The sequence below is a fragment of the Pantoea sp. SGAir0180 genome (assembly GCF_043546245.1).
Map to the genome: position 1 here is coordinate 3644437 of NZ_CP028071.1, position 22426 is coordinate 3666862.

Sequence of the window (22426 nt, forward strand, 5' to 3'; positions counted from 1 at the left end):
CTAACTACAAGGTATGATCATAGTGCAGTGAAAATAAGTTAGCACGCTTAAAAGCGAACGTCCAGCAGGAGGAAAAAATTTAACCACTGCCGAACGTTCAGCCCGCTTACGCCAGGTTGGCGTTCAGGAACTCTTTTAATTGACCTTTGGACAATGCGCCCACTTTCGTTGCAGCGACTTCACCGTTTTTAAACAGCAACAGCGTCGGGATGCCACGAATGCCGTATTTCGGTGCGGTACCTGGGTTATCGTCAATATTCAGCTTAGCGATGGTCAGCTTGCCATCATACTCTTCTGCAACTTCATCAAGGATTGGGGCGATCATTTTACAAGGACCACACCATTCAGCCCAGAAATCTACCAGTATAACGCCGTCGGCTTTCAGCACGTCGGTGTCGAAACTGTCATCGGTCAGATGAACGATTTTATCGCTGCTCATGTTTTACTCCACAAGATTATGCCTGGCGAATTGGCGTAATATAAACCAATGTTGGTTGACTTTATTTCATCGGATACGCTTTCGTAAAGCGATAGTAAGCTGATATTCTACCACACTATGAGCAAAACACACTTAACTGAACAGAAGTTTTCCGACTTCGCCCTGCACCCACAGGTAGTGGAAGCCCTTGATAAAAAAGGGTTTCATAACTGCACGCCTATTCAGGCGTTAGCACTGCCATTTACGCTTTCAGGGCGTGATGTCGCAGGTCAGGCGCAAACCGGTACCGGCAAAACGATGGCGTTTTTAACGTCAACGTTTCATCATCTTCTTTCTCACCCTGCACCAGAGGGACGCCAGGTTAACCAACCACGCGCGTTAATTCTGGCCCCTACGCGTGAACTTGCCGTGCAAATTCATGCGGATGCAGAACCGCTGGCGGCATCGACCGGCCTGAAACTAGGCCTGGCTTACGGTGGCGACGGCTATGACAAGCAGTTAAAAGTTCTGGAAAACGGTGTCGATATTCTGGTCGGCACCACGGGTCGCTTAATTGATTATGCGAAGCAGAATCACGTCAACCTCAGCGCCATACAGGTCATGGTGCTGGACGAAGCCGATCGCATGTTCGATCTCGGCTTTATTAAAGATATTCGCTGGTTGTTCCGCCGCATGCCACCCGCAACTCAACGCCTGAGCATGCTGTTTTCCGCCACGCTCTCGTATCGCGTGCGTGAACTGGCCTTTGAGCACATGAACAGCGCCGAATACGTTGAAGTCGAGCCGGAACAAAAAACGGGCCACCGCATTAAAGAAGAGCTTTTCTATCCTTCCAACGAAGAGAAAATGCGTTTGCTGCAAACGCTGGTGGAAGAAGAATGGCCCGATCGCGCGATTATTTTCGCCAATACGAAACATCGCTGTGAAGATATCTGGGGCCATCTGGCTGCGGACGGTCACCGTGTCGGCTTGCTGACCGGCGATGTGGCTCAGAAGAAGCGTTTACGCATTCTGGATGACTTTACCAAAGGTGACATCGATATCCTGGTGGCGACCGATGTTGCGGCACGTGGCCTGCATATTCCCGCAGTGACACATGTCTTTAACTACGATCTGCCTGATGACCGCGAGGACTACGTTCATCGCATTGGCCGTACAGGACGCGCAGGGGCAAGCGGCCACTCAATCAGCCTGGCATGCGAAGAGTACGCGTTAAATCTGCCGGGTATTGAAGAGTACATTGGTCACAGTATTCCGGTGAGCAAATACAACAGCGATGCGCTGTTAAGTGAACTCCCACCGCCGAAACGTCTGACGCGTAATCGTACAGGCAACGGTCAGCGTCGTGGCGGAAATAACGCCAGTCGTCGCGGTGCTCCACGTCATAACAACCGTAAACGTTCGGGTTAAGTTCACCATGCTAAGCGCATCGACACTCTATGCTGCGATTGATTTAGGATCTAACAGCTTCCACATGCTGGTAGTCAGCGAAGTGTCTGGCAGTATTCAGACTATCGCCAAAATCAAACGCAAGGTGCGCCTGGCTGCTGGCCTGGACAGCGCCAATCATTTGTCAGCTGAAGCGATGGCGCGGGGCTGGCAATGTTTGCGGCTTTTCTCGGAACAACTTCAGGATATTCCGCCTGACCAGATTCGGGTGGTGGCGACGGCTACGCTGCGTATTGCAGCAAATGCACAGGTCTTTCTGGATAAGGCTCAACAGATTCTGGGCTGCGCCGTCAATGTGATTAGCGGTGAAGAAGAAGCCCGTCTGATTTATCAAGGCGTGGCGCACACCACCGGCGGCTCCGATCAACGTCTGGTTGTCGATATCGGCGGCGGCAGTACCGAGTTAGCCACCGGTGACGGCTCCCATGCCAGCGTGCTGTTTAGTTTGCAGATGGGCTGTGTCACCTGGCTGGAACGCTTCTTTGGCGATCGTCACCTGGCGCAGGAAAATTTTGACCAGGCAGAACAGGCCGCCAAAGCCATGTTGCAGCCCATTTCGGCAGAACTGCGCAAACAGAGCTGGCAGGTTTGCGTCGGTGCATCCGGCACCGTGCAGGCGTTACAGGAAATCATGGTGGCACAGGGCATGGATGAGCGCATCACCCTGAGCAAACTCCAGCAGTTAAAGCAGCGCGCTATTCAATGTGGCAAGCTGGAAGAGCTTGAAATCGAGGGACTGACGCTGGAACGTGCGCTTGTGTTCCCCAGTGGGCTCTCAATCCTGATCGCCATTTTTCAGGAACTCAATATCGACAGCATGACGCTGGCCGGTGGTGCACTGCGCGAAGGGCTGGTGTACGGAATGCTGCACTTACCTGTTGATCGTGATATTCGCAGCCGTACGCTGCAAAATGTTCAGCGCAGGTTCAACATCGATGTGTGCCAGGCCGATCGGGTACGTCAGCTGGCTGAAAGTTTTTTTCGCCAGGTCAGCGTGGTCTGGAAACTGGATCAGCGCTGTCGGGAGTTACTGCTGAGCGCCTGTGCTATCCACGAAATCGGGCTGAGCGTCGATTTCCGTCAGGCACCTCAGCATGCTGCCTACCTGGTTCGCCATCTTGATCTGCCGGGTTTTACGCCCGCGCAAAAAAAGCTGATCGCCTGCTTACTGCAAAACCAAAGCGGCAGCATCGATCTTGCGTTACTGACCCAACAAAATGCCGTACCGCCGCGTCTGGCTGAGCGCCTGTGTCGCCTGCTGCGCCTGTCGATTATCTTTTCCAGTCGCCGTCGCGATGACACCCTGCCTGCCGTACGTATGCAGGCCGATGATGAAGCGCTGAATGTCACATTGCCGGCGGGCTGGCTGGATGTACATCCGCTTCGGGCGGAACTGCTTGAACAGGAAAGTCATTACCAGTCCTATGTACACTGGCAGTTATCGCTGACCTGAGTACTTGCGGTTACGCCCGATCGGCGCATTAACCCTTTTTCGCCTTTTCCAGCATCGCCCGTAATCCGGCCACCCGACTCTGGCCGGTTTTCATTCGCTCTTCAGCACTGACCACCTTACGCTCGGTTTCCCACACCACATCATCCTGCGGCAGCTCCAGCAAAAAGCGGCTGGGCTCGGGGCGAACCAGTTCACCGTACTGACGGCGCTCACGGCATAAGGTGAACGTCAGCTCTTTCTGCGCACGGGTGATACCGACATAGGCCAGACGGCGCTCTTCTTCAACGTTATTTTCATCAATACTGCTCTGATGCGGGAGCAATCCTTCTTCCATGCCAACCAGGAAAACATAGGGGAATTCCAGCCCTTTAGACGCATGCAACGTCATCAGCTGCACCTGGTCTGACTCGTCGTCACTTTCGCCGCGCTCCATCATGTCGCGCAACGTAAACCGCGTGACGACCTGGGCCAGCGTCATCGGCTCATCCAGATCGCTCCCTTCCAGCATTTCCGTCATCCATTGAAACAGCGTATTGACGTTTTTCATGCGCATTTCAGCGGCTTTAGGGCTACCGGAGGTTTCAAACAGCCAGCTTTCATAATCGATGCCGCGAATCAAATCACGGACAGCGTTAACGGGTTCCCGCTCACTGAGCTGGATAATCTCATTGAGCCAGTGAGTGAAGCGCTGCAGATGCTCAAGACCGCGGCCGGTCAGGGTCTGCCCCAGTCCCACATCGAAGCTGGCGTTAAAAAGACTTTTACTGCGGATAGTGGCCCATTCACCCAGTTTTTGCAGCGTCGCCGGGCCAATTTCACGCCGGGGAGTATTCACAATCCGTAAAAAGGCGCTGTCATCGTCGGGGTTAGTGAGTACGCGTAAATACGCTAACAGATCTTTTATTTCTGGCCGTGAGAAAAAGGAGGTGCCACCTGAAATCCGGTAAGGGATACGGTTCTGCATCAAGAATTTTTCGAATACCCGGGACTGGTGATTCCCCCTGTACAGAATGGCGTAATCTTTATATTGCGTTTTATTGATAAAGTGATGAGCAATCAGTTCACCCGTTACCCGCTCGGCTTCGTGTTCTTCACTGTTTGCGCTCAACACTTTCAGTTCACTACCGATACCCAGTTCAGAAAACAGGCGCTTCTCGAACACGTGCGGATTGTTGGCAATCAGGATATTGGCAGCTTTGAGGATACGCTGTGAAGATCGGTAATTCTGCTCAAGCTTCACCACTTCCAGCGTCGGGAAATCCTCATTCAGCAGGACCAGATTTTGCGGCCGCGCTCCGCGCCAGGAATAAATCGACTGATCGTCATCGCCAACGACAGTAAAACGCGCTCTGGCACCCACCAGCAATTTAACCAGTTCGTACTGGCTGGTATTGGTATCCTGATATTCATCGACCAGCAGATAGCGAATACGTTGCTGCCAGCGCTCGCGCACTTCCTGATTACGCTGTAGCAGAAGGGTCGGCAACAAGATCAGGTCGTCAAAATCCAGCACATTACAGGCTTTAAGGTGCTGATCATACAGGGCATAGCAGTGCGCGAAAACGTTATCGCGCTCCGAACGTGCTAATGCCGCCGCCTTGGGCGGATCAACCAAATCATTTTTCCAGTTGGAAAGGGTGGAAATCAACTGCTGCAGTAAGGTCTTGTCCTCTTCCAGCCACTGGCTGGTCAGGTCTTTAAGCAGGGCCAGTTGATCCTGGTCGTCGAACAGGGAAAAGTTAGACTTCATTCCCAGCGCTGCATATTCGCGCTTAATAATCTCCAGTCCCAGGGTATGGAATGTCGAGATCATCAGGCCGCGCGCCTCCTTACGCCCCAGCGTTTGCGCGACGCGCTCTTTCATTTCACGTGAGGCTTTATTCGTGAACGTCACGGCCGCAATGTGGCGCGCCTGGTAACCGCACTCCCGAATCAGATGTGCGATCTTATTGGTGATCACGCGGGTTTTACCCGAGCCAGCCCCCGCCAGCACCAGACAGGGACCGGTGACAAATTCGACGGCACGTTGTTGGCTGGAGTTTAAACGCATAGGGAATCGCTCTGTTGAAATAAGATACCCGCTTCGCCTCACTCGCGTGCCAACGGCATGAACGCGGTGCCGTTAACGTCTCTGCGATTTGAAAAGACGGGTTTATAATGGAGGGCAATTATACACAACAGAGACACCATCATGGCGAAAACTGCCGCGGCTTTACATATTCTGGTGAAACAGGAGGCAGAGGCGAAAGTCTTGCTGGCGAAGCTGAAAAAAGGGGAGAATTTCCAGCAGCTTGCTAAAAAACACTCCATCTGCCCTTCAGGCCGAAACGGCGGCGATCTGGGTGAATTCCGGCGGGGAAAGATGGTAGCTGCATTTGATAAAGCGGCCTTCACCTGCCCACTGTTACAACCCTTTGGGCCGGTGAAAACCGCGTTTGGTTACCACATCATCAAAGTGCTCTATCGCAACTGATTATTTTTTGCTTTTCATCTGCTGCAATACCCGGCTGCACTGATTTTCATCATTATCGCTGGGGGAAATCAGTGCCAGTAAGGCCGCCGCCGGTGCTACCACGGCACCCAGGGCAACGGCTGCCGCACCACGCGCCAGTAGTGGCCCGGTCTTCACACCGGCATCCGGATTTTTAAACGTACCACGGACGTAAAGCGGTGAGCGCAGGGTCACGATACGAATGCCTTTACTCTCTGGATTCACAGACAGGTCCAGACGTTCAGTGGCGAAATTCGCATTTCCCGTCACGTTGATGACCGCATTTTCCGTATCGAACACAAACAGGTTTGGCGTGGCCAGACCGTTTTGCAATTTCAGATCCGTTGCCGCACAGTTGATGCGCACCTCATCATCACCGAACAGCTTACCAACCAGATAGTTACCGACATTTAATCCGGCAATCTCCATCAGGTTGCGGCTAATCAGTCCGTCGTTCATTAGCAGCTTGAGTTGGCCGTTACTGGTTGCGAGCAGGTCAGCCACAGAATTGCCCGTGCCCGTCAAGCTGGCATCACCGTTAAGCTGTCCCAGACTGTTTTGCATTGCCTGTACATTGGGAAACAACTGGCGCAGGCGAAGTTTACGCGCATGAATATCCGCGCGGCCTCGCATGGGAGAGCGATCGCCTTCTAAACGAATAGTGCTGTTCAGGTTGCCCCCGGCCATGCCAAAACGCAGCGGATCGAGCAGTAGATTACCGCTATCAAGCTGCAAATGCGTGTAAAGATCGCTTAACGGCAAGGAATTACTGTGTTCGATACGTTTACCACTGAACTTCACGTCAGCATCCATCACCGACCAGTTTTTCGTATCGAATTGATCATGAGGCAAAACACGATCGGCAGGCTGTGTCGATTTTTCGCCGCGCTTTGCCTTAGCCTGTTGCGTTTTCTCACTGCCTTTGCCGGAGTCAACGCCAATAAGCGGCCCCAAATCTGCCATACGCAATTGGTCAGATCGCAGTTCCCCCACCAGTTTAGGGCGAGGTTTGCCCTGGCTGTAGGTCAGGGAGCCATGAATATCGCTATCGCCAATGTGCCCATTGAATGCCTGATAGCGGAAAACAGACCCATCTTTACCAGTGAATTTAGCAATAAGGCGACCATCTGTTTCATAGGGCGGCGTATCCGGTAATAACACTCCCGTCAGGCCATACAGATTCGCCAGCGTGTCGCCAGAAAAACGCAAACGCACATCCAGTCCGCCCAGATTTAACGGATCCTGCACACCGCCAGAAAGCTGTACCCGTGTAGTACCGTTACGGACATCCGCCTGCACCGGGAACGGTGTCGTCTGGCTTCGCAGTGATAACATGCCGCCGAGCTTACCCTGGCCCGTGAGTTTTTCATTGTTATAGCGCCCTTCAGCCTGCCAGCCGAAAACAAAGTCGCCCGCCCCTTTTTGGCTGTCGTCTCCACCCGCGATTTGCGCGAAAGGCACAGGTTTGCCAAGCGAATTGAGTTTTACAGTGACATCAGCCTTGTTAACCGCATCGCGATAAAGCAGAGTTCCCTGATCGAACAGAATATTGTCCAGCCGAAATGACCAGGCGGAAGGCGGTGCATTGTCGTCTTTGCTGTCACTCTCAGCGAGCGTAAACGTCCAGTTGTTTTTCTTGTCGGCGGTTTGAATCAATCGGGCATCCGGCTGCTGTAGCTTTATCCAGGGGATAAAGACTTGTTTGTGCAGCAGTGCCAGCGGCGCAAGCGTTGCGTCGACGCGCTGGAGATGAATCATAGTGACATCGGGAATATCAGGCGGATTGCCCAGCATGATGTCTTCGGCATGCAGATGCGGCCAGGGGATAAAACTGCGCCATCCCGGTTCGTCGCGTTGTCGTTGCCACGCGATACCCAAATCACCACGAATGGCAAAAGGTCGGTTCAGTTCTGCTGAGACTTTTTTGTTGATGGTCGGCTTCAAGCGATTCCAGTCGAATGTGGCAATGACAATGACCACGACGACGATCACCAGGACTAAAATTCCCGCTATCCAACTGACTATTTTTCCAGCGCGTGACATTAGGCATCCTCCCTGCTCTTTCACGGTCTCCGTTAAAGATAGTCGAGAGCGAGCCGGAAGGGATCAATCAAGCTGGACAGGCAGGTACACCAGTTCCGAAAAAGGGGCGGGGCGTGAGAAAAAATATCCCTGCGCCGCAATGGCCGGAGAGGCTTTTACCTGCTCCCATTCATCCTGCGTTTCCACGCCTTCAACAATAACGCCGTTACAGTAGCGGTTAATCAGCGACAACAGCATAGGAAAGAGTGTTCGCCCTTCCCCCGATGCACACAACAAAATAAACAATTCGCGCGACAACTTGATGTAGTCGTATTTCAGCTCCGTCAGGGCAGAAAAATTTGCCATCCCTGAGCCGAAATCATCCAGCCAGAGCGGCCCCAACTCCGGCATTTGCGCCACCATCTCTTCCTGAGGCAAAACGTGGTGCTCGGTCAGTTCAAAGCGCACCCAGGGCAATCGGGTGATAAGGCTGCGAATCGGCAGATGATGTTGTATTAATGACAGAGAGGGGCCGTCAATATTGACTGATGCCATGACCTCATTATCGGCAAAGAAAGCTTCCCACTGGCTGAGCAACGTTAACTGCTCCTGCACAACGTCAAGGCGCTCTGCTATCTCCAGCTCAGCAAAATATGCTTCCGGGGAGAGTTTTTTTTCAGGTTCAGACGGATGCATGACCGCCGTCAGCAACTCAATCGCCAACAGCCGCCCAGAGACTTTGTAGATAGGCTGAAAGGTATACTGGCGTTGACACTGTCGCCAGAAGAGGCGCTTTTTCTGCTGGGGAGTGATGTCAACTGAAGAAGGTAGCCATTGACTAATATTCTCCATAACCATGGTCTTTTCCTGGTTGATAGTAAGCGCCTTCATTTGGGCGGCTTAGCGGCAATTATCGTTTGTATTTCGATACATAGTGAAAATCTGGCCACATAGGAGCCACGAGTCTACGCGAGTTTTGACACGACAATCGCCGAAACAGGGCGCGTTATCGGGTTAATTATCATGTTTTAGCGCCCTAAATTAAATTAAAACACTGTTTTAAAAAGTTGACGACAGGCCTCACAAACGCGAGACTGAAGCGAACTTTTACTACAGGCCTGAAACCATGACGCAGATAAAGATCGCTATTATTGGTGAGTGCATGATTGAGTTGTCCGAGAAGGGTGAGAACCTCAAACGCGGCTTTGGCGGTGACACGCTGAATACTGCGGTTTATCTGGCCCGGCAGGTCAGTCAACAGGATGTACGGGTTGATTACGTCACCGCACTGGGCATTGATCCCTTTAGCGCAGAGATGATGACTCGCTGGCAGGCGGAAAACGTCAATACTGCACTGATCCAGCGCCTTGAAAACAAAATGCCGGGTTTGTACATGATCCAAACCGACGATCAGGGCGAACGCTCCTTTTGGTACTGGCGCAGTGATGCGGCAGCCCGTTACTGGCTTGATGGCCCGGGTGCCGACGACATTTGCCAACAGCTTAAACATTACGACTATCTTTATCTGAGCGGAATCAGCCTGGCTATCCTGCCTGACGACAGTCGCGCCCGGCTCATGCAACTGCTCGCAGACTGTCGGGCAAACGGGGGGAAAGTGATATTTGATAATAATTACCGCCCGCGCTTGTGGAAAGATAAGGTCACTACTCGCCAGGCTTACCAGACAATGCTCGAAAACACGGATATGGCGTTCCTGACGCTGGATGACGAGCACCAGTTATGGGGCGAACAGTCTGTTGAGGACGTCATTGCCCGCGCACGTGATGCGGGCGTAAAAGAAGTCGTCATCAAACGCGGGGCGGAATCGTGCCTGATTGCGTTTGAAGACCAGCCATTGGCCGAGGTACCTTCCGTCGCGCTGCCAAAAGAAAAGATTGTCGATACCACGGCCGCCGGGGATTCATTCAGTGCGGGCTACCTCGCCAGGCGACTTGTCGGCGCGACGACAGAAGAAGCGGCACGGCGCGGTCATCTCACCGCCAGCACAGTGATTCAGTACCGCGGTGCGATCATTCCGCGTTCGGCAATGCCGGAATGATTGCCAGTCGCTCATCACGGGAACACCGGTACAGGCAGCATGTCTGTGCCTGAAGGAAAACGGGGGTGGATACGAAGCACATTAATCTGGTCTGTCTGGTATACGCGACAGGGAAAAAGCGTCAGGCTTTTACAAAGCGAGTGGGTGTAAGACGCAGATTATTGAGCCAAATCCCCCCATCCTGTTTTTCAAAAACCGCGGTACGAAGCCCAGACGTTATCCGCAGGCAAAGGATATTCAACGATACGGTACCGCCTGCGCTCGCTGAAGGGAGCTTCGATGGCATGGCTTTTGCCATCAACGCAAAGGCGCAGAATGACGTCGATGCGCTAACAGCCTTGGCAGACAACCGTGGGACACCGTAGTAAAGCCGCCAAAACTGTTCACGAAGGTAAATCAAGGGGACAGTTCCGTGAGCCGGAGGGCTGTTACTGAAACGCCACCTGAACGCCTTCTGGAGAGTTGACGGTCAGGATACACTGACGATTAATAAGCCCCCATGAAGCGGGACGATATATTGAGCCGCAATGGCATCGTACCGTCCGGCATCCAGACATTATGTTTCCTGAAACATCACAGGGGAATAAATTCCTGCTATTTCCGTCAGGACAACATGAAAAACCGTTCATTTAGCTTAAGTCAGCTCAGCCGTTTTAACGCCGTCGCCTCTGGTCCTCATCTGTTAACAGTTTCTAATCTTAATGCGTTTTTATTCCTTTTAAATTATCAAGTTAGCCAGGCAGCTTCAACGCCAGGCATAGTCCGAATCTCATGTATAAACCGCTTTTAGGTTGGACGATTACATTAAAACAGGCCATCTTTTAAACAGCGACAGCAGGATGCTGTTCTCACGGCCGCGAACAAAACAACGACAACATCTCTCGCATCAGGACACTGCTATGAATACAGAAATTATTAATATCTGGCCAAATGGTGATGCGCCAGGCGCCAGCGATTCTCGTGCTCAGCCCCAGATTGTGGATACCGCAAAAGAGTATGAACCCTACGACCGCGTAGCAACCGGTGTACGCTGCCCGGAAATGGCTATCTGGCATCCTGTTGAATCCAATGGCATCACCTTGCTGGTTGCGCCAGGGGGCGGCTACCAGCGCATCATGATTGATCGTGAAGGCAGTGCGCTGGCAACGTTCTTTACTTCGATGGGTTATACCCTGGCGGTAATGACTTATCGCCTGCCCTATGATGGACATCACGAAGGACCAGATGCACCGCTGGCCGACGCACAGCGCGCCGTGCGCGTACTACGTGAACGGGCACAGCGCGGGCTAAACGGAAAATATATTGTGATGATGGGCTTTTCTGCTGGCGGCCACGTCACCGCGAGCCTGGGTACGCGTTTCGGCGAAAAAATTTATCCCGTTCAGGACAGTGCAGAAAACCTGTCGCCTCGGCCGGATGCAATGGTTCTGGTTTATCCGGTCATCAGTATGCGCGATGGTCTGGCCCATGAAGGATCACGCACACGCTTATTAGGTGCCTGGCCCGATCAAAAAACTATTGATGCTTATTCACTCGAGACCCGGGTTCACAGTCAGGTGCCGCCTACGTTGCTGATTCATGCCGCCGATGATGATGACGTGCCAGTGAATAACAGCATGGTATTTTTTAGCGCGTTACGGGAACATAACGTCCCCGTGGAAGTGCATTTTTATCAGAAAGGCGGGCACGGCTTCGGCATTCGTGGTGTAGCGGATTTGCCCCTTGCCAGTTGGCCGATGCTGGTGACCGAATGGCTCAGGGCAAAAACCTGATCAATCAGGAGGCTGGTGGGGCAGCATCACCTGCGGGGCTGCTCTCCGGCTGGCTGACGTCAGTGCCGCCTGACTGCGCTGCCGACGGAGCAGGTTCCCCCATCAGTTTGTCCCAGTCAGCTTTAAGGCTTTTCACATTGGTTTCTGTTTCGCCTTCCGGCTGAATCAGCACCATCATGAGTTCCTGACTGAGCTGCTGCCGTAATTCCTGATTCATCTGATCACGTGTCAAACCTGCCAGGAAATCCTGCCGCAACTTTTGATACTGTTCCGGCGCGATATCCACCACGGAATTACGTTGCGAGCGCAGGCGCTGACTGATCAGCACGTCCGTATCAGTGCGGGCATAGGTGGTAAACAGCTTATTCAGTTCCAGCAGCTTCTGAGCCATCAGCGCGTCAAACTCTTCCTGAGGCAAACCGTTATCGCGTACGGCGGCCAGCTCACGTGCCACCAGATTCATATTCTGTTCCAGGCTGTCGTTGCGCGTGTCCATATTAATGGAACACTGGGCGCGTTGATAAAGCACCCGGCAATCAAAGCCAACCTGAACGCCCTGCGCTTTGCTGTTGCTCAACGCACGTTGAACGTGCCAGAACAGCGCCTCACGCGCCAGGTCGCCCCGCCAGTAACGCTGGAGGTTTTGTGAATCACGGATAGGCTGCCAGGGTGTATCCCACACCAGAGAAAGGCGGTCCTGCGCACCGCTGCCGCTTACCAGATTCACTGGATCATGCGGTAACGGGGACAAGGTCGGCACCGGCGCAGCCGAACTGCGCTTGCCTTCCAGCGAGGAGAACGCTTTATTGATCTGCTCAGAAAAACTACGGCTGTCGACATTGCCGACCACATACAGAGTGATGGCATCCGGCGTGTACCACTGCTGATAAAAGCTTTTTAGCTGTGCGATATCCACCGGCGCGCGCGGTTTCTCTGCCGGATCGTGTGCTAATAGCGCGGACCCTTTCAGTCTGTAGCGCCACCAGACATCCTGCGTATCCGTTGGCCAGGTTTTAACCGGATCGGAAGCAGATAACGCGGTGTCCACCACCTGATTAGTGATCGCCATATCGCCAGCCGTCGCAGCCAGCCAGTTCAGGGCTTCCTTTAACAGGTCTGGACGGTTATTGGGTAAGCTTAAGTTATACTGCGTGTAATCATACGATGTGATGACGGGCGGTAACGGGCGCTGTGGATCGATGCCCTGCTGCCATAAAGCACGCTGCTGATTTGTATCCAGTGCGGTGTTATGAACCAGCGCCAGACGTGACAAAAGGTGGCTAAAACCGGTTTGCTGCGCACTTTCTACCAGTGAGCCTGTGTTAACCACCATACGCAATTCAATGCGGTCGCTTGGCCGTTGCGGTGTTGCCAACAGTTGCCAGCTAAATCCGTTGTCCAGTTTTCCCTGTTGCCAGGCTGGATCAGGTTGCAGCGTTTCAGCGGATGCACCGTAACTGGTCGCTGCCAGCACTAGTCCACCAACCAAAAGCCGAATTCTGGTGCCCTGCATGTGAACCCCTACTCAAACAATTCAAAAAATCGTTATCACTGGCACGTTTAGCCGCGTTTATAAGCGAACCGGTCATTGCCGATTCGCGCTGCCGATCATTAACAACAGGTTTGACCACAGGAAGACCGGGATGTCACGCAACGAAGTGAAAAACGTTGAAAAAAAACAAGTGGGGTTATTATCCAAATGCCCGCTGTCAGGGCAAGTGACAGCGGGCATTTGAGAGGATTAAATCACATTCAAGGATTAAATCGTGGATTCAGACGGGTCTTTTGCGCCATTTTTGCCCGCTAATGTCTCACCCAACTGTTTTTTATCCAGTTGATCAACCCATTTCGCGACCACAACGGTTGCTACGCCATTACCTACCAGGTTCGTCAGCGCACGGGCTTCTGACATAAATCGGTCGATACCCAAAATCAGCGCCAGGCCGGCAACGGGTAAATGTCCCACTGCCGACAGTGTTGCAGCCAGAACAATAAAGCCGCTGCCTGTAACGCCCGCCGCCCCTTTAGAAGAGAGCAGTAATACCACCAGCAGGGTAACCTGATGGAAGATATCCATATGCGCATTTGTTGCCTGAGCAATGAAAACGGCCGCCATCGTCAGGTAGATAGAGGTACCGTCCAGGTTAAAGGAGTAACCTGTGGGAATGACCAGTCCCACCACGGATTTCTTACAACCCAGCCGCTCCATCTTATCCAGCATACGCGGCAGCGCCGATTCGGATGAGGACGTTCCCAGAACAATCAGCAGTTCTTCTTTAATGTAGGCAATGAATTTGAAGATGCTAAAGCCACCGAAGAGGCGGGCAATCAGCCCCAGCACAACGACGACAAACAGCACACAGGTAATATAGAAACAGATAATGAGCTGGCCAAGCTGCACCAGTGAACCTACGCCATATTTACCAATGGTAAAGGCCATGGCACCAAAGGCCCCGATAGGCGCCAGGCGCATAATCATATTGATAATGCCGAAAATGACCTTTGAGAAGCTCTCGATCACATTGAAAATCAATGTGCCCGTGTTGCCCAGACGATGCAATGCGAAGCCAAACAGCACGGCAAACAGTAATACCTGCAGGATATTGCCACTGGCGAAGGCGCCAATCACGCTACCCGGAATCACATCCAGTAAAAAGGCCACAATGCCTTGCTGCTCAGCCTGTTGCGCATAGATGGCAACCGCTTTGGCATCCAGCGTCGCAGGATCAACGTTCATTCCCGCGCCAGGTTGCACAACGTTAACGACGATCAGGCCGATAATCAGCGCAAGGGTACTGACGATTTCAAAGTAAAGCAGCGCAACCGCACCGGTGCGACCCACGGCTTTCATGCTTTCCATTCCGGCAATACCGGTAACGACTGTGCAGAAAATCACGGGGGCGATGATCATCTTGATCAGTTTAACAAAGCCATCCCCTAGCGGCTTCATCTGCGTCCCTAAATCAGGATAGAAATGGCCCAGAAGCACGCCGATGGCGATGGCGACCAGAACCTGGAAATAAAGGCTTTTAAATAGTTTCATAAACAGGTATCCACTAACGAGAGGTAATGTTGTCGGATTTTTTATTGTGACTGTCTGACAGGGCTGGCAGGTCAGGCAGCGGACAGAAAATAACACTCTGTTTACGTGATTAATACAGGGCTGCAAAGTCAGGGGAAATGATAGGCGCGTAATTCTGAACTGAAACGCTTCAGCAAGGGGTTTTGTAACTAAATTTCTCGCAAAATCAAGGAATCAGGTCGTTATTCCTCCTCCAGGGCATTATCCAGCCATTGATGAGTAAATTGCGCCAGCGGCACGGCTTCAGAATAAAGATAGCCCTGACCAATCGTGATACCGCGGGCCAGCAGCCAGTCACGCTGTTCACTGGTTTCTACCCCTTCAGCAATGACATCCAGGTCAATAATGTCAGCAATGGCCGCCACGATACGCACCATCGTGTCGTCCTCAGGCAACGCGGCAACAAAGCTGCGATCCATTTTCAGTTTGTTAACCGGTAAGGCTTTAAACTGATGCAGGTAGTTAAGATTGGAATAGCCCATCCCAAAGTCATCCAGTGCAACGGCAACGCCGGTTTTTTGCAACATCCGCAGCAGGGAAATAGCCTGCTCAGCATCGCCCATTTGCGCGGTTTCGGTAATCTCCAGCACTAATGTGCCTGGCGCAATTGAATGGCGCACCAGCAAGGATTGCAGATGATTCACAATGCTGACATCGCGTAACTGAACGGCAGAAATATTGATACTCAGCGGGACCCTCACCCCATGGCGCTGCCAGCCAGCCAGAATGCGGCATGCTTCTTCAAATACCCAGCGGCCAATCGCTGAAATCACCCCGATTTCTTCCGCGCTGGCGATGAACTCTTCGGGTAATCCGTACCGGCCGTCCGCCTGACGCATACGCAGTAGTGCCTCCGCACCCGCCAGCCTGCCGGTGCGCATATCAATCTGGGGTTGCAAATAGAGGGCAAACTGCTCGTCGTGCAAGCCCTGTAAGATATCGTGTTCCTGAGTTAAGCGCTTTTGAGCCCGTTCGGTGAGGGCGGCATCAAAAAACAGGATCTGATTTTTGCCCTGACGACGGGCTGACATCATTGCGGAGGTCGCACGATCCAGCATCTCATTAGCCCCCGTCGTTTCATCTTCTTCGCTTAACGCCAGACCGATACTGGCATTGGGTCGCAGTTGTAGCTGATGCAGAGTGACAGGCTGATTAAGGCGAATCATCAGATTGCGGGCCAGCCGCATCGCGCGAAAGGGGTTGCTGGCTGATTTCATCAGTAAGACAAAATCACTGGTAGCAGTCTGTGCCAGCAATGTCTGATCATCAATGGTGCTGCGAATTTTCTCGGCCAGCGTCAGCATCAACGTATCGCGCTGTTCATCACTGAGTACACCATTCGCTTCCTGCAGGGTTTCGATGCGTATCACCATCACACTAAAAGCATGGCGACGAGCGCGGATAAACTGTTCCAGTAAAGCTAAAAACAGCGCCCGATTCGGCAGATCGGTGACGTCGAAATGCGTTGTTAACCGACTCATCTGATCATGAATGGACTCAAGCACCTGCTGGTTGCGGTTATAGCTGCGAATCAACATACCGATTTCATCGTCACGGTGATCGGCTGGCACAGACAGTTTGTGGGTCAGAATCGCCTGCGGTGGCAGTTCCTGTATTTCACGGGAGATACGGCGCAGCGGATGCACCACCAACCGGTTTATACACCAGCTAATTGAAACGGACAGGATGAGTGCCAGCAGCAAATAGGTGATGATCATCGTGGAGAACGTGCTCAGAATAAACTGGTAAACACGAAATGAATTCGCCTGCAGTACCAGATAAGCCAGCGGCTTCGGTAAACCGGTATGCTCAACAGAGTAGAGCGGTAAGGTGATTTGCACCGGCAGTTCAAAGATTCTGGCGATCAGTCTGGGAACGGGTTTCTCGTTTTCGAAGTTCGCATGCAGCGCCTGGAACGCATTCGGCAGCACCACATCAGCACGCGACAAAATCCCGGCGGGTTTTAACGAATTAAGAATGCGTTCAGCCTGAGGGATGTCCGCTTTCAGCACCGCTTCAGACAGCGGCTGACGCACGGTATGCGCGATATTCTCCATCTGCTGGGCGTAGTCGATTCTGCGCTGTTGCACAAAATGAAACAGTTGGATAACGATAAAAATGCTGATGGTCACTGTCGCAATCAGCGAGACTGTCGCCATCTGTTTTATCGTCAGCGATCGGCTTACGCGCAAAAATTCACTCCCGGCTCGTGACGAGCGTAGACATCAGAAAAGAAAAGCGCGTCAAGTATATCCTATCGCAAGATGTATTTGTGGCTTAAGGGGGCGGAAGCAGACGAATCGGAATTGCGGTCACGTCAGTGACCATAAGAAAAGCGGCATGCCGGAACAGCATGCCGCAGAGCGGGCATCAGGCGCTTAGTGCTTCTCCTGCCAGGCTGTCCAGGTCAGCAACTGGAGGCTGGCAGAAAAGTAGTTCTGCCCGGGCGACAGCTTGTCGCTCAGGTAGCCGGTTTGGTTCAGCACCAAATCCCGTACCGCCAGTAAGCCGCCGTCCATATTATAAGGGGCCGCCGTATTGGCCAGAACATCAAACCAGGCTGGCGTATTCGTGCGACTATAACCTTGCCAGAGGCGCTGAAAGGGGCCCAGCGCCAGGCTTTGCGGATCGTACCACCAGATGTTGAGCGGGACGCGAATCGCGTCATAACTGAATCGGTTTGAATAGCCCACCGCTGGCGCAACGGAACCATCCGCATTCAGCGCTACCCAGTCCAGCGGCAGGTCGCTGTTGCCGAAATGCATTTTGCCCAGCAAGGCCATTCCACCGTCAATCAGCTTATTCCATACCTGTAGATGGCTGCGCTGGCCAAACTCCTGCCAGGCAACAAACAGAAAATAAGACGGGTTCAGCACCACATAGCTGTTTTTGTTGAAACCCTGCGCACCGGGCATCAACACGGTGTAACCGCCGAAATTCGCCACATCCAGTTTTACAATGGCACGCTGAATGCGGTCTGATTCCTGTTGGTAATCTGCGACGTTCCACTTTTGCGCCGCACGCTGTAACGCCCAGGCAATTAACACATCGCCATCAGAAGCATTGTTTTTATCCGCTACCGGATCCTGTGCTCCGGGAATATAGCGCCAGTAGAACAGATCGTTTTGCGGATTTCGCAACGTGGTGCGCGTCCATTTCCAGAGCCGGTCAAAAGCCGCGCGGTCATCGTAGGCGACCGCCAGCAACATGCCGTAACCCTGCCCTTCGGTATGGCTGACATTATTATTTCCCGTATCAATAATGCGCCCGTCTGACTGCAGGAAGCGGCTTTTGTAGGTATCCCACCCGTTGGCCATCGCCTGAGCACTAAAAAATATCACCATAAAACAGACCAGAATTCCTGACCACACTGACTTAAGTCTCATCAGAGCACCTTATTGATATCGGAAATGCAACGTATTGCCGTCATTAAGCTCCAGCGTCACCGGTACGGCTTTACTGCCGCCCTGTCCCTGAAGCCAGCCGGAGAAAAGCCCCGCGAGAATGGCAGCAAATGCCGTCTGCCAGTCGGCGGCAGGCTGATAACTGTCGCCTGCGGGTGCAGCGTGGTGCTTAATTAAGATGGCACTATCCTGCGGCTGTAACTGAACAAACCCCCAGTTGAAGCGGGCCAGTTGCAGGTTACATTCACGCTCCAGATCCTGCACGGTACGGGCTGCGGGCAACGCATAACGTGCCGCAATTGATTCACCCATGTTATATAAAAAAGCCGTGGCCTGCTCCTGGCCCGCGTTGGCAATCATGCCTTCGACCAGAACGCTGACCAGATCAAACCAGCCAGGCTGATGTGGGTGGCTCGGCCCACTCAAAGCTTCACTCATTAGTTGTCTCCGAACAGGTAGCGGAAGTAGAGCTGCGCGCTGCTTTCGTTATAATCACCAAAGGTGTCATAACCCAGTTGCCCGCCAATCGTGACATCTTTATCGATTTTATAATCGGCACCTGCATGCAGGTTGTAACCTACACCGTTTTTACTGTTGCCCTCGTAGAAGGCGCTTTTGACATGCCCGTTGGCGGCCAGCGCTTCCAGCTGTGCCTGACGGGACGGATCGTTCGGGAAGTACGCACTCTTATCCTGGCTGTAACTCTGGTAACCCAACGCGCCGCCAATATTCACCTTCAGGTCATCGAAGGTGCGCGTGAAGTCGATCGGGAAGGAGATGGACGCATAATCCTGCGGGCTAAAATAGCCACCCTGTCCGTAGCTGAAGTAGCTGAGATTTTTCGAGAAATCCATCCACGATAAACTCATACCGACTTTAAGTTCACGATCGTCAGCATGGAATGGACGAACATAGACGCCCGCGTTGGCTTGCAGGTTGTTGTTACTGGCTACGTTTTCACCTACATAGCTGTAAGCGCCAGCTCCGACATACATGCCGGCGTCGCCATTATCGTAGCTCAGTAAGGCATTACCGCCGTTTTTGGTGACGTTCCCCCAACGCTTGCCGCTGGATTTATCTTCAGTCCCGACATAGGACAGCAGACTGTCAGTAATCGCACGCCGTTCCCCGGTCAGGATAAGCGTCAGGAAGTCCGTGATTTTGGGCGACCACTGCACACCACCGACCAGCGTATTCAGGTCCTGGCCCAGCGGCGTACTGCCTAAATCCACTTTGTAGCTGTCGCCCTTAAGCGCCAGGCTTAGCTCAACCCCAGAGGCCGTTTGCGAATTGGTCGAGGCCGTCGGCACGTCGTCCACTTTTGCGCCATTGGCCGCCACCACTTTGCCTTGTTCCAGTGCGTTGGTGCCGAAACGCCGCCATGCATCGCCCGCAGCGCTGCCCGCCGTCAGTGACACTGGCGTCATGGTAAAGTCGAACCGTGCGTCGCCGAACGGCACAGTTGAGAAAGTGAGTGGAGCTTTCGCTTCCGTCAGCTGACTCAGGCCCGACTCACCGTCACGTCCGCGTACCTGTACCGTGCCCTGTGCCCAGGTGCCCGTTTTTTCCTGGAGGGTTTCCATCATGGCATCAATATCATGTAACGTCTGAGCCTGCTGAGAGGGAACATTCGTCGTACTGGCCACGGTGGCATCCGGCGATGTGCCTGATGAGGCCGGCGCAACCTGCCAGGGCAATACCGTGCCATACGTCGACGGCGTGCGCCCAACAGGCGAGGTGCTGCGGTTCACAAATGGGTTGTCGGCGAGTGCCAATCCGCCGATGGTTGGCGTGGTGCCGGGCTGCGCACCTTGCAGACCGATAATTTGTCCCCGCGCCGTTCGCAGATAACGCATGGCCTGGCTATGGTCGCCATTGGCTTCTGCCACCTGCGCGAGCAGCAACTGACGCTGCGGCGTCGGGTCGGGCGTCAGGCCACGGGCCAGTTCATTGGCACGCTGCACATCGTTTTGCGCCAGGGCAACATTGATCGCGCCAACGCGCGCGTCCTGCGACGGCGTATCCTGCGTCATTAAGTAGTCATAGACGACGCCCGCGTCTTTATTCATTTTGCCGTCCTGATATAGACGGGCCATGGCAAACATTAAATCGCGGTTTTGTGGATCGCGCTGCAGCGCGCCAATTAACTTATCGTACGCGGCGGCGTACTGTTTCTGCTGACGCAGACGATCCACCTCGTTAATCAAATAGCCTTCACGCAAGTCGGCCAGTTGCTTAGGCGTACTGCGCGCCTGCAGCGCAGGCGTGCTCAGAAAACGTTGTGCTTCACTCTCAAGTCCGGCCTGGTTCAGCACGGCCACCTGTGCAGCATAGTCACCGGCATTGCCCAGAACACCCCGTTGCATATTGCCACGCACGACCGCTACGGCACCGGCAAGATCGCCGGCTTTTGCCAGTTTCTGTGCCAGATTGCCCGCATCAACCGGATTATCCGGCGGGTTGACGGCAAGGGCTTTTAACGTATTCGCCGCTGCCGCATCAGATCCTTGAGCCAGATACTGATCGGCTGTGGCCATTTGCAGATTAAAATTTACCCGCTGTGCCAGTTCCCGCATATCACGCGTTTGTGCACTGGCGGGAATACGGGCCAGCAATGCGCTTGCCTGCTGCCAGGCACCACTTTCGCTGGCGTTTAACGCACCGGCATAAAGCTCAGCCGTGCTGGCGCCGTCGCGCATCACTGGTTGCATCACGCTCGCCGCCTGGATTGAATCACCTTGCTGCCGATAAAGTCGCGCCAAATCAAGGCGTAACCAGCCATCCTGTGGATAGCGCTGAATGCCCTGCTGCAAGGTGGCGATAGCCGCACTGATGTTGCCCGCTGCTACCTGCCGCTTCGCCAACTGGCGAACAGGATCGACGCTGCTGCCACGCGGCACCACACTTTGTCTGACGCTTTCTGGCAGCGAAGCCAGTAATGTATTGGCCTCCGCAGTGCGATTCTGCTGGCGTAACACATAGAACAGCCCTTCGCGAGCATTGCGGTTATCCGGATCGTTTTTTAAGATCGTGCGATAAGCCTGCTCAGCCTGCTCAGGTTGATTGCTTCGACGTAACACATCAGCGCGGAATAAGCCTGCTGCCACGCCTTTTTCGCCTTCCGCCTGAGTAAGGGGGGCGCTGAGTGCCAGTGCCTGCGCACTGTCACCGTTTTTAAAAGCCTGTTGGGCGTTGGCTAACTGGGCATAAAAACGCGCATCAGCAGCCTGCTTCTGCCGATCGGCGCTCTGATCGCCGCCCAGTTGTGCCGCGCGCTGCAAGTAGTCCGCCGCCTCCTGATAACGGCCTTCTCGTTGAGCCACATAACCCATGCCAGCCAGCGCATCCGCATCCTGGGGGTTCGCCTGCAGTACTTTGCCAAAACTGGTTTCTGCGCTGTTCACATCACCGCTGTTCAGCGCGCTAAACCCTGCCCCCTTCTCCGCGCCGCCGACATTTTTACGGTAATAGTCCATCACCGCAGTATCCTGGGGATGACGCTGCTGCCAGGTTTGGTAAAGCGGCGCATCTGAAGCCTGGGGCCCCAGCCATAAAAGTGCCTGGCGAAGAGAGCGATCGGCATCCTGATTGCCGCTGGCCAGTGTACTGAGCAGCTCAATCCCTTCACGTCGGGTTGAATCCTGATATGTCAGTGCTTTTCCCAGCGCCAGTCTGGCCCCCATATCCTGCGGATGCTGAGCCGAAAACTGGCGCAATGCTTCAATCGCCTGCGGCAGCAGGGCACGGTCACCCGCCATGGTCAGGTAATATTCCGCAGCAACGCTGGGGGGCGGCTCATTGCCGCTAAAGGTATTGCGCCAGGTTTGCAAGGCCGCCGCGATATTGCCACTCCGCGCCTGCTGGCGAGCCAGGGAGAGCTGTGCCTGAGGAATGCTTTGCAGCTGGCGAGCGTTATCCAGTTCAGCCAGATGCGGATCGTTGGGCGAAACCTGGCTGAGGCGCGCGCGATACTGCATCGCGCCCGCATTATCGCCACTTTGCTGAGAATAGAGCGCCAGCAGGTAAAGTGCCTGGGTGTTATCAGGCTCCACCATTAACACTTTCTGCAGGGAGGCCTTCGCCAGATCATCGTGCGCTTTTTGATGCCAGTAGGTTGCCTGATCAAATAACGCCTGCAGCGCAGGATTGCTGCTCCCCGCTGCCTGAAGCGGCAGAGATAAGGCGATTGTCCCGCCCAGCACTAACGCGCGACAGATCCCGGCACTGATTTGGTTTTTATTCATTATTATGGCCC

At 53.6% G+C, this 22426-nt stretch carries 15 protein-coding genes; 5 read left to right on the forward strand and 10 right to left on the reverse strand.

From position 1 onward, the window contains the following. Positions 1–106 precede the first annotated feature (106 nt). Positions 107–439, reverse strand: coding sequence for a thioredoxin TrxA (gene trxA / locus C1N58_RS17115; RefSeq protein ID WP_006121430.1), 333 nt, complete (start codon positions 437–439; stop codon positions 107–109). Between the two features lie 117 nt (positions 440–556). On the opposite strand from trxA, the gene rhlB reads away from it, so the two are divergent. Both rhlB and gppA read left to right on the forward strand, forming a co-directional pair. Then, positions 557–1849, forward strand: a complete 1293-nt coding sequence (rhlB, locus tag C1N58_RS17120; protein WP_033737345.1) for an ATP-dependent RNA helicase RhlB — start codon at positions 557–559, stop codon at positions 1847–1849. A gap of 7 nt (positions 1850–1856) precedes the next feature. Continuing rightward, a complete protein-coding gene (gene gppA, locus C1N58_RS17125; RefSeq protein ID WP_006121428.1) occupies positions 1857–3341 on the forward strand; it encodes a guanosine-5'-triphosphate,3'-diphosphate diphosphatase in 1485 nt (494 codons plus the stop codon). A gap of 28 nt (positions 3342–3369) precedes the next feature. Here gppA and rep read toward each other — a convergent pair whose 3' ends face one another. Then, complete coding sequence (gene rep, locus C1N58_RS17130) at positions 3370–5391, reverse strand: DNA helicase Rep (RefSeq protein ID WP_033737343.1); 2022 nt, start codon at positions 5389–5391, stop codon at positions 3370–3372. Positions 5392–5532: 141 nt separating this feature from the next. Here rep and ppiC point away from each other — a divergent pair, with 141 nt between their 5' ends. Continuing rightward, positions 5533–5814: a peptidylprolyl isomerase PpiC gene (ppiC, locus tag C1N58_RS17135; RefSeq protein WP_394550122.1), complete on the forward strand. Its 282-nt coding sequence runs from the start codon at positions 5533–5535 to the stop codon at positions 5812–5814. Here ppiC and C1N58_RS17140 read toward each other — a convergent pair whose 3' ends face one another. Together C1N58_RS17140 and pdeH are read right to left on the reverse strand one after the other, a co-directional pair. Then, positions 5815–7875 (reverse strand): AsmA family protein, encoded by a 2061-nt coding sequence (locus C1N58_RS17140; protein WP_394564361.1) that lies wholly within the window; start codon positions 7873–7875, stop codon positions 5815–5817. Positions 7876–7938: 63 nt separating this feature from the next. Further along, positions 7939–8712, reverse strand: coding sequence for a cyclic-guanylate-specific phosphodiesterase (gene pdeH / locus C1N58_RS17145; RefSeq protein WP_172913517.1), 774 nt, complete (start codon positions 8710–8712; stop codon positions 7939–7941). Between the two features lie 268 nt (positions 8713–8980). Here pdeH and C1N58_RS17150 point away from each other — a divergent pair, with 268 nt between their 5' ends. Together C1N58_RS17150 and C1N58_RS17155 are read left to right on the forward strand one after the other, a co-directional pair. Then, entirely contained in the window at positions 8981–9913 is a 933-nt protein-coding gene (locus C1N58_RS17150; protein WP_058701520.1) for a 2-dehydro-3-deoxygluconokinase, read from the forward strand. Positions 9914–10812: 899 nt separating this feature from the next. After that, positions 10813–11685, forward strand: a complete 873-nt coding sequence (locus tag C1N58_RS17155) for an alpha/beta hydrolase (protein ID WP_394550124.1) — start codon at positions 10813–10815, stop codon at positions 11683–11685. Between the two features lie 4 nt (positions 11686–11689). Here the strand turns inward: C1N58_RS17155 and C1N58_RS17160 are convergent, their stop codons facing one another. From C1N58_RS17160 to C1N58_RS17185, 6 genes are all read right to left on the reverse strand, one after another. Continuing rightward, positions 11690–13198: a M16 family metallopeptidase gene (locus tag C1N58_RS17160; RefSeq protein ID WP_033737328.1), complete on the reverse strand. Its 1509-nt coding sequence runs from the start codon at positions 13196–13198 to the stop codon at positions 11690–11692. A 246-nt stretch (positions 13199–13444) separates the two neighbouring features. Beyond that, positions 13445–14734: a dicarboxylate/amino acid:cation symporter gene (locus C1N58_RS17165; RefSeq protein ID WP_172677667.1), complete on the reverse strand. Its 1290-nt coding sequence runs from the start codon at positions 14732–14734 to the stop codon at positions 13445–13447. A gap of 215 nt (positions 14735–14949) precedes the next feature. Continuing rightward, complete coding sequence (gene hmsP / locus C1N58_RS17170) at positions 14950–16959, reverse strand: biofilm formation regulator HmsP (protein ID WP_263757234.1); 2010 nt, start codon at positions 16957–16959, stop codon at positions 14950–14952. A gap of 186 nt (positions 16960–17145) precedes the next feature. Next, a complete protein-coding gene (locus tag C1N58_RS17175) occupies positions 17146–18153 on the reverse strand; it encodes a glycosyl hydrolase family 8 (protein ID WP_283788326.1) in 1008 nt (335 codons plus the stop codon). A 9-nt stretch (positions 18154–18162) separates the two neighbouring features. Next, entirely contained in the window at positions 18163–18609 is a 447-nt protein-coding gene (bcsD, locus tag C1N58_RS17180) for a cellulose biosynthesis protein BcsD (RefSeq protein WP_394550125.1), read from the reverse strand. Next, positions 18609–22415: a cellulose biosynthesis protein BcsC gene (locus tag C1N58_RS17185; protein WP_394564362.1), complete on the reverse strand. Its 3807-nt coding sequence runs from the start codon at positions 22413–22415 to the stop codon at positions 18609–18611. Before C1N58_RS17185 ends, bcsD begins: the two co-directional genes overlap by 1 nt. Positions 22416–22426 lie beyond the last annotated feature (11 nt).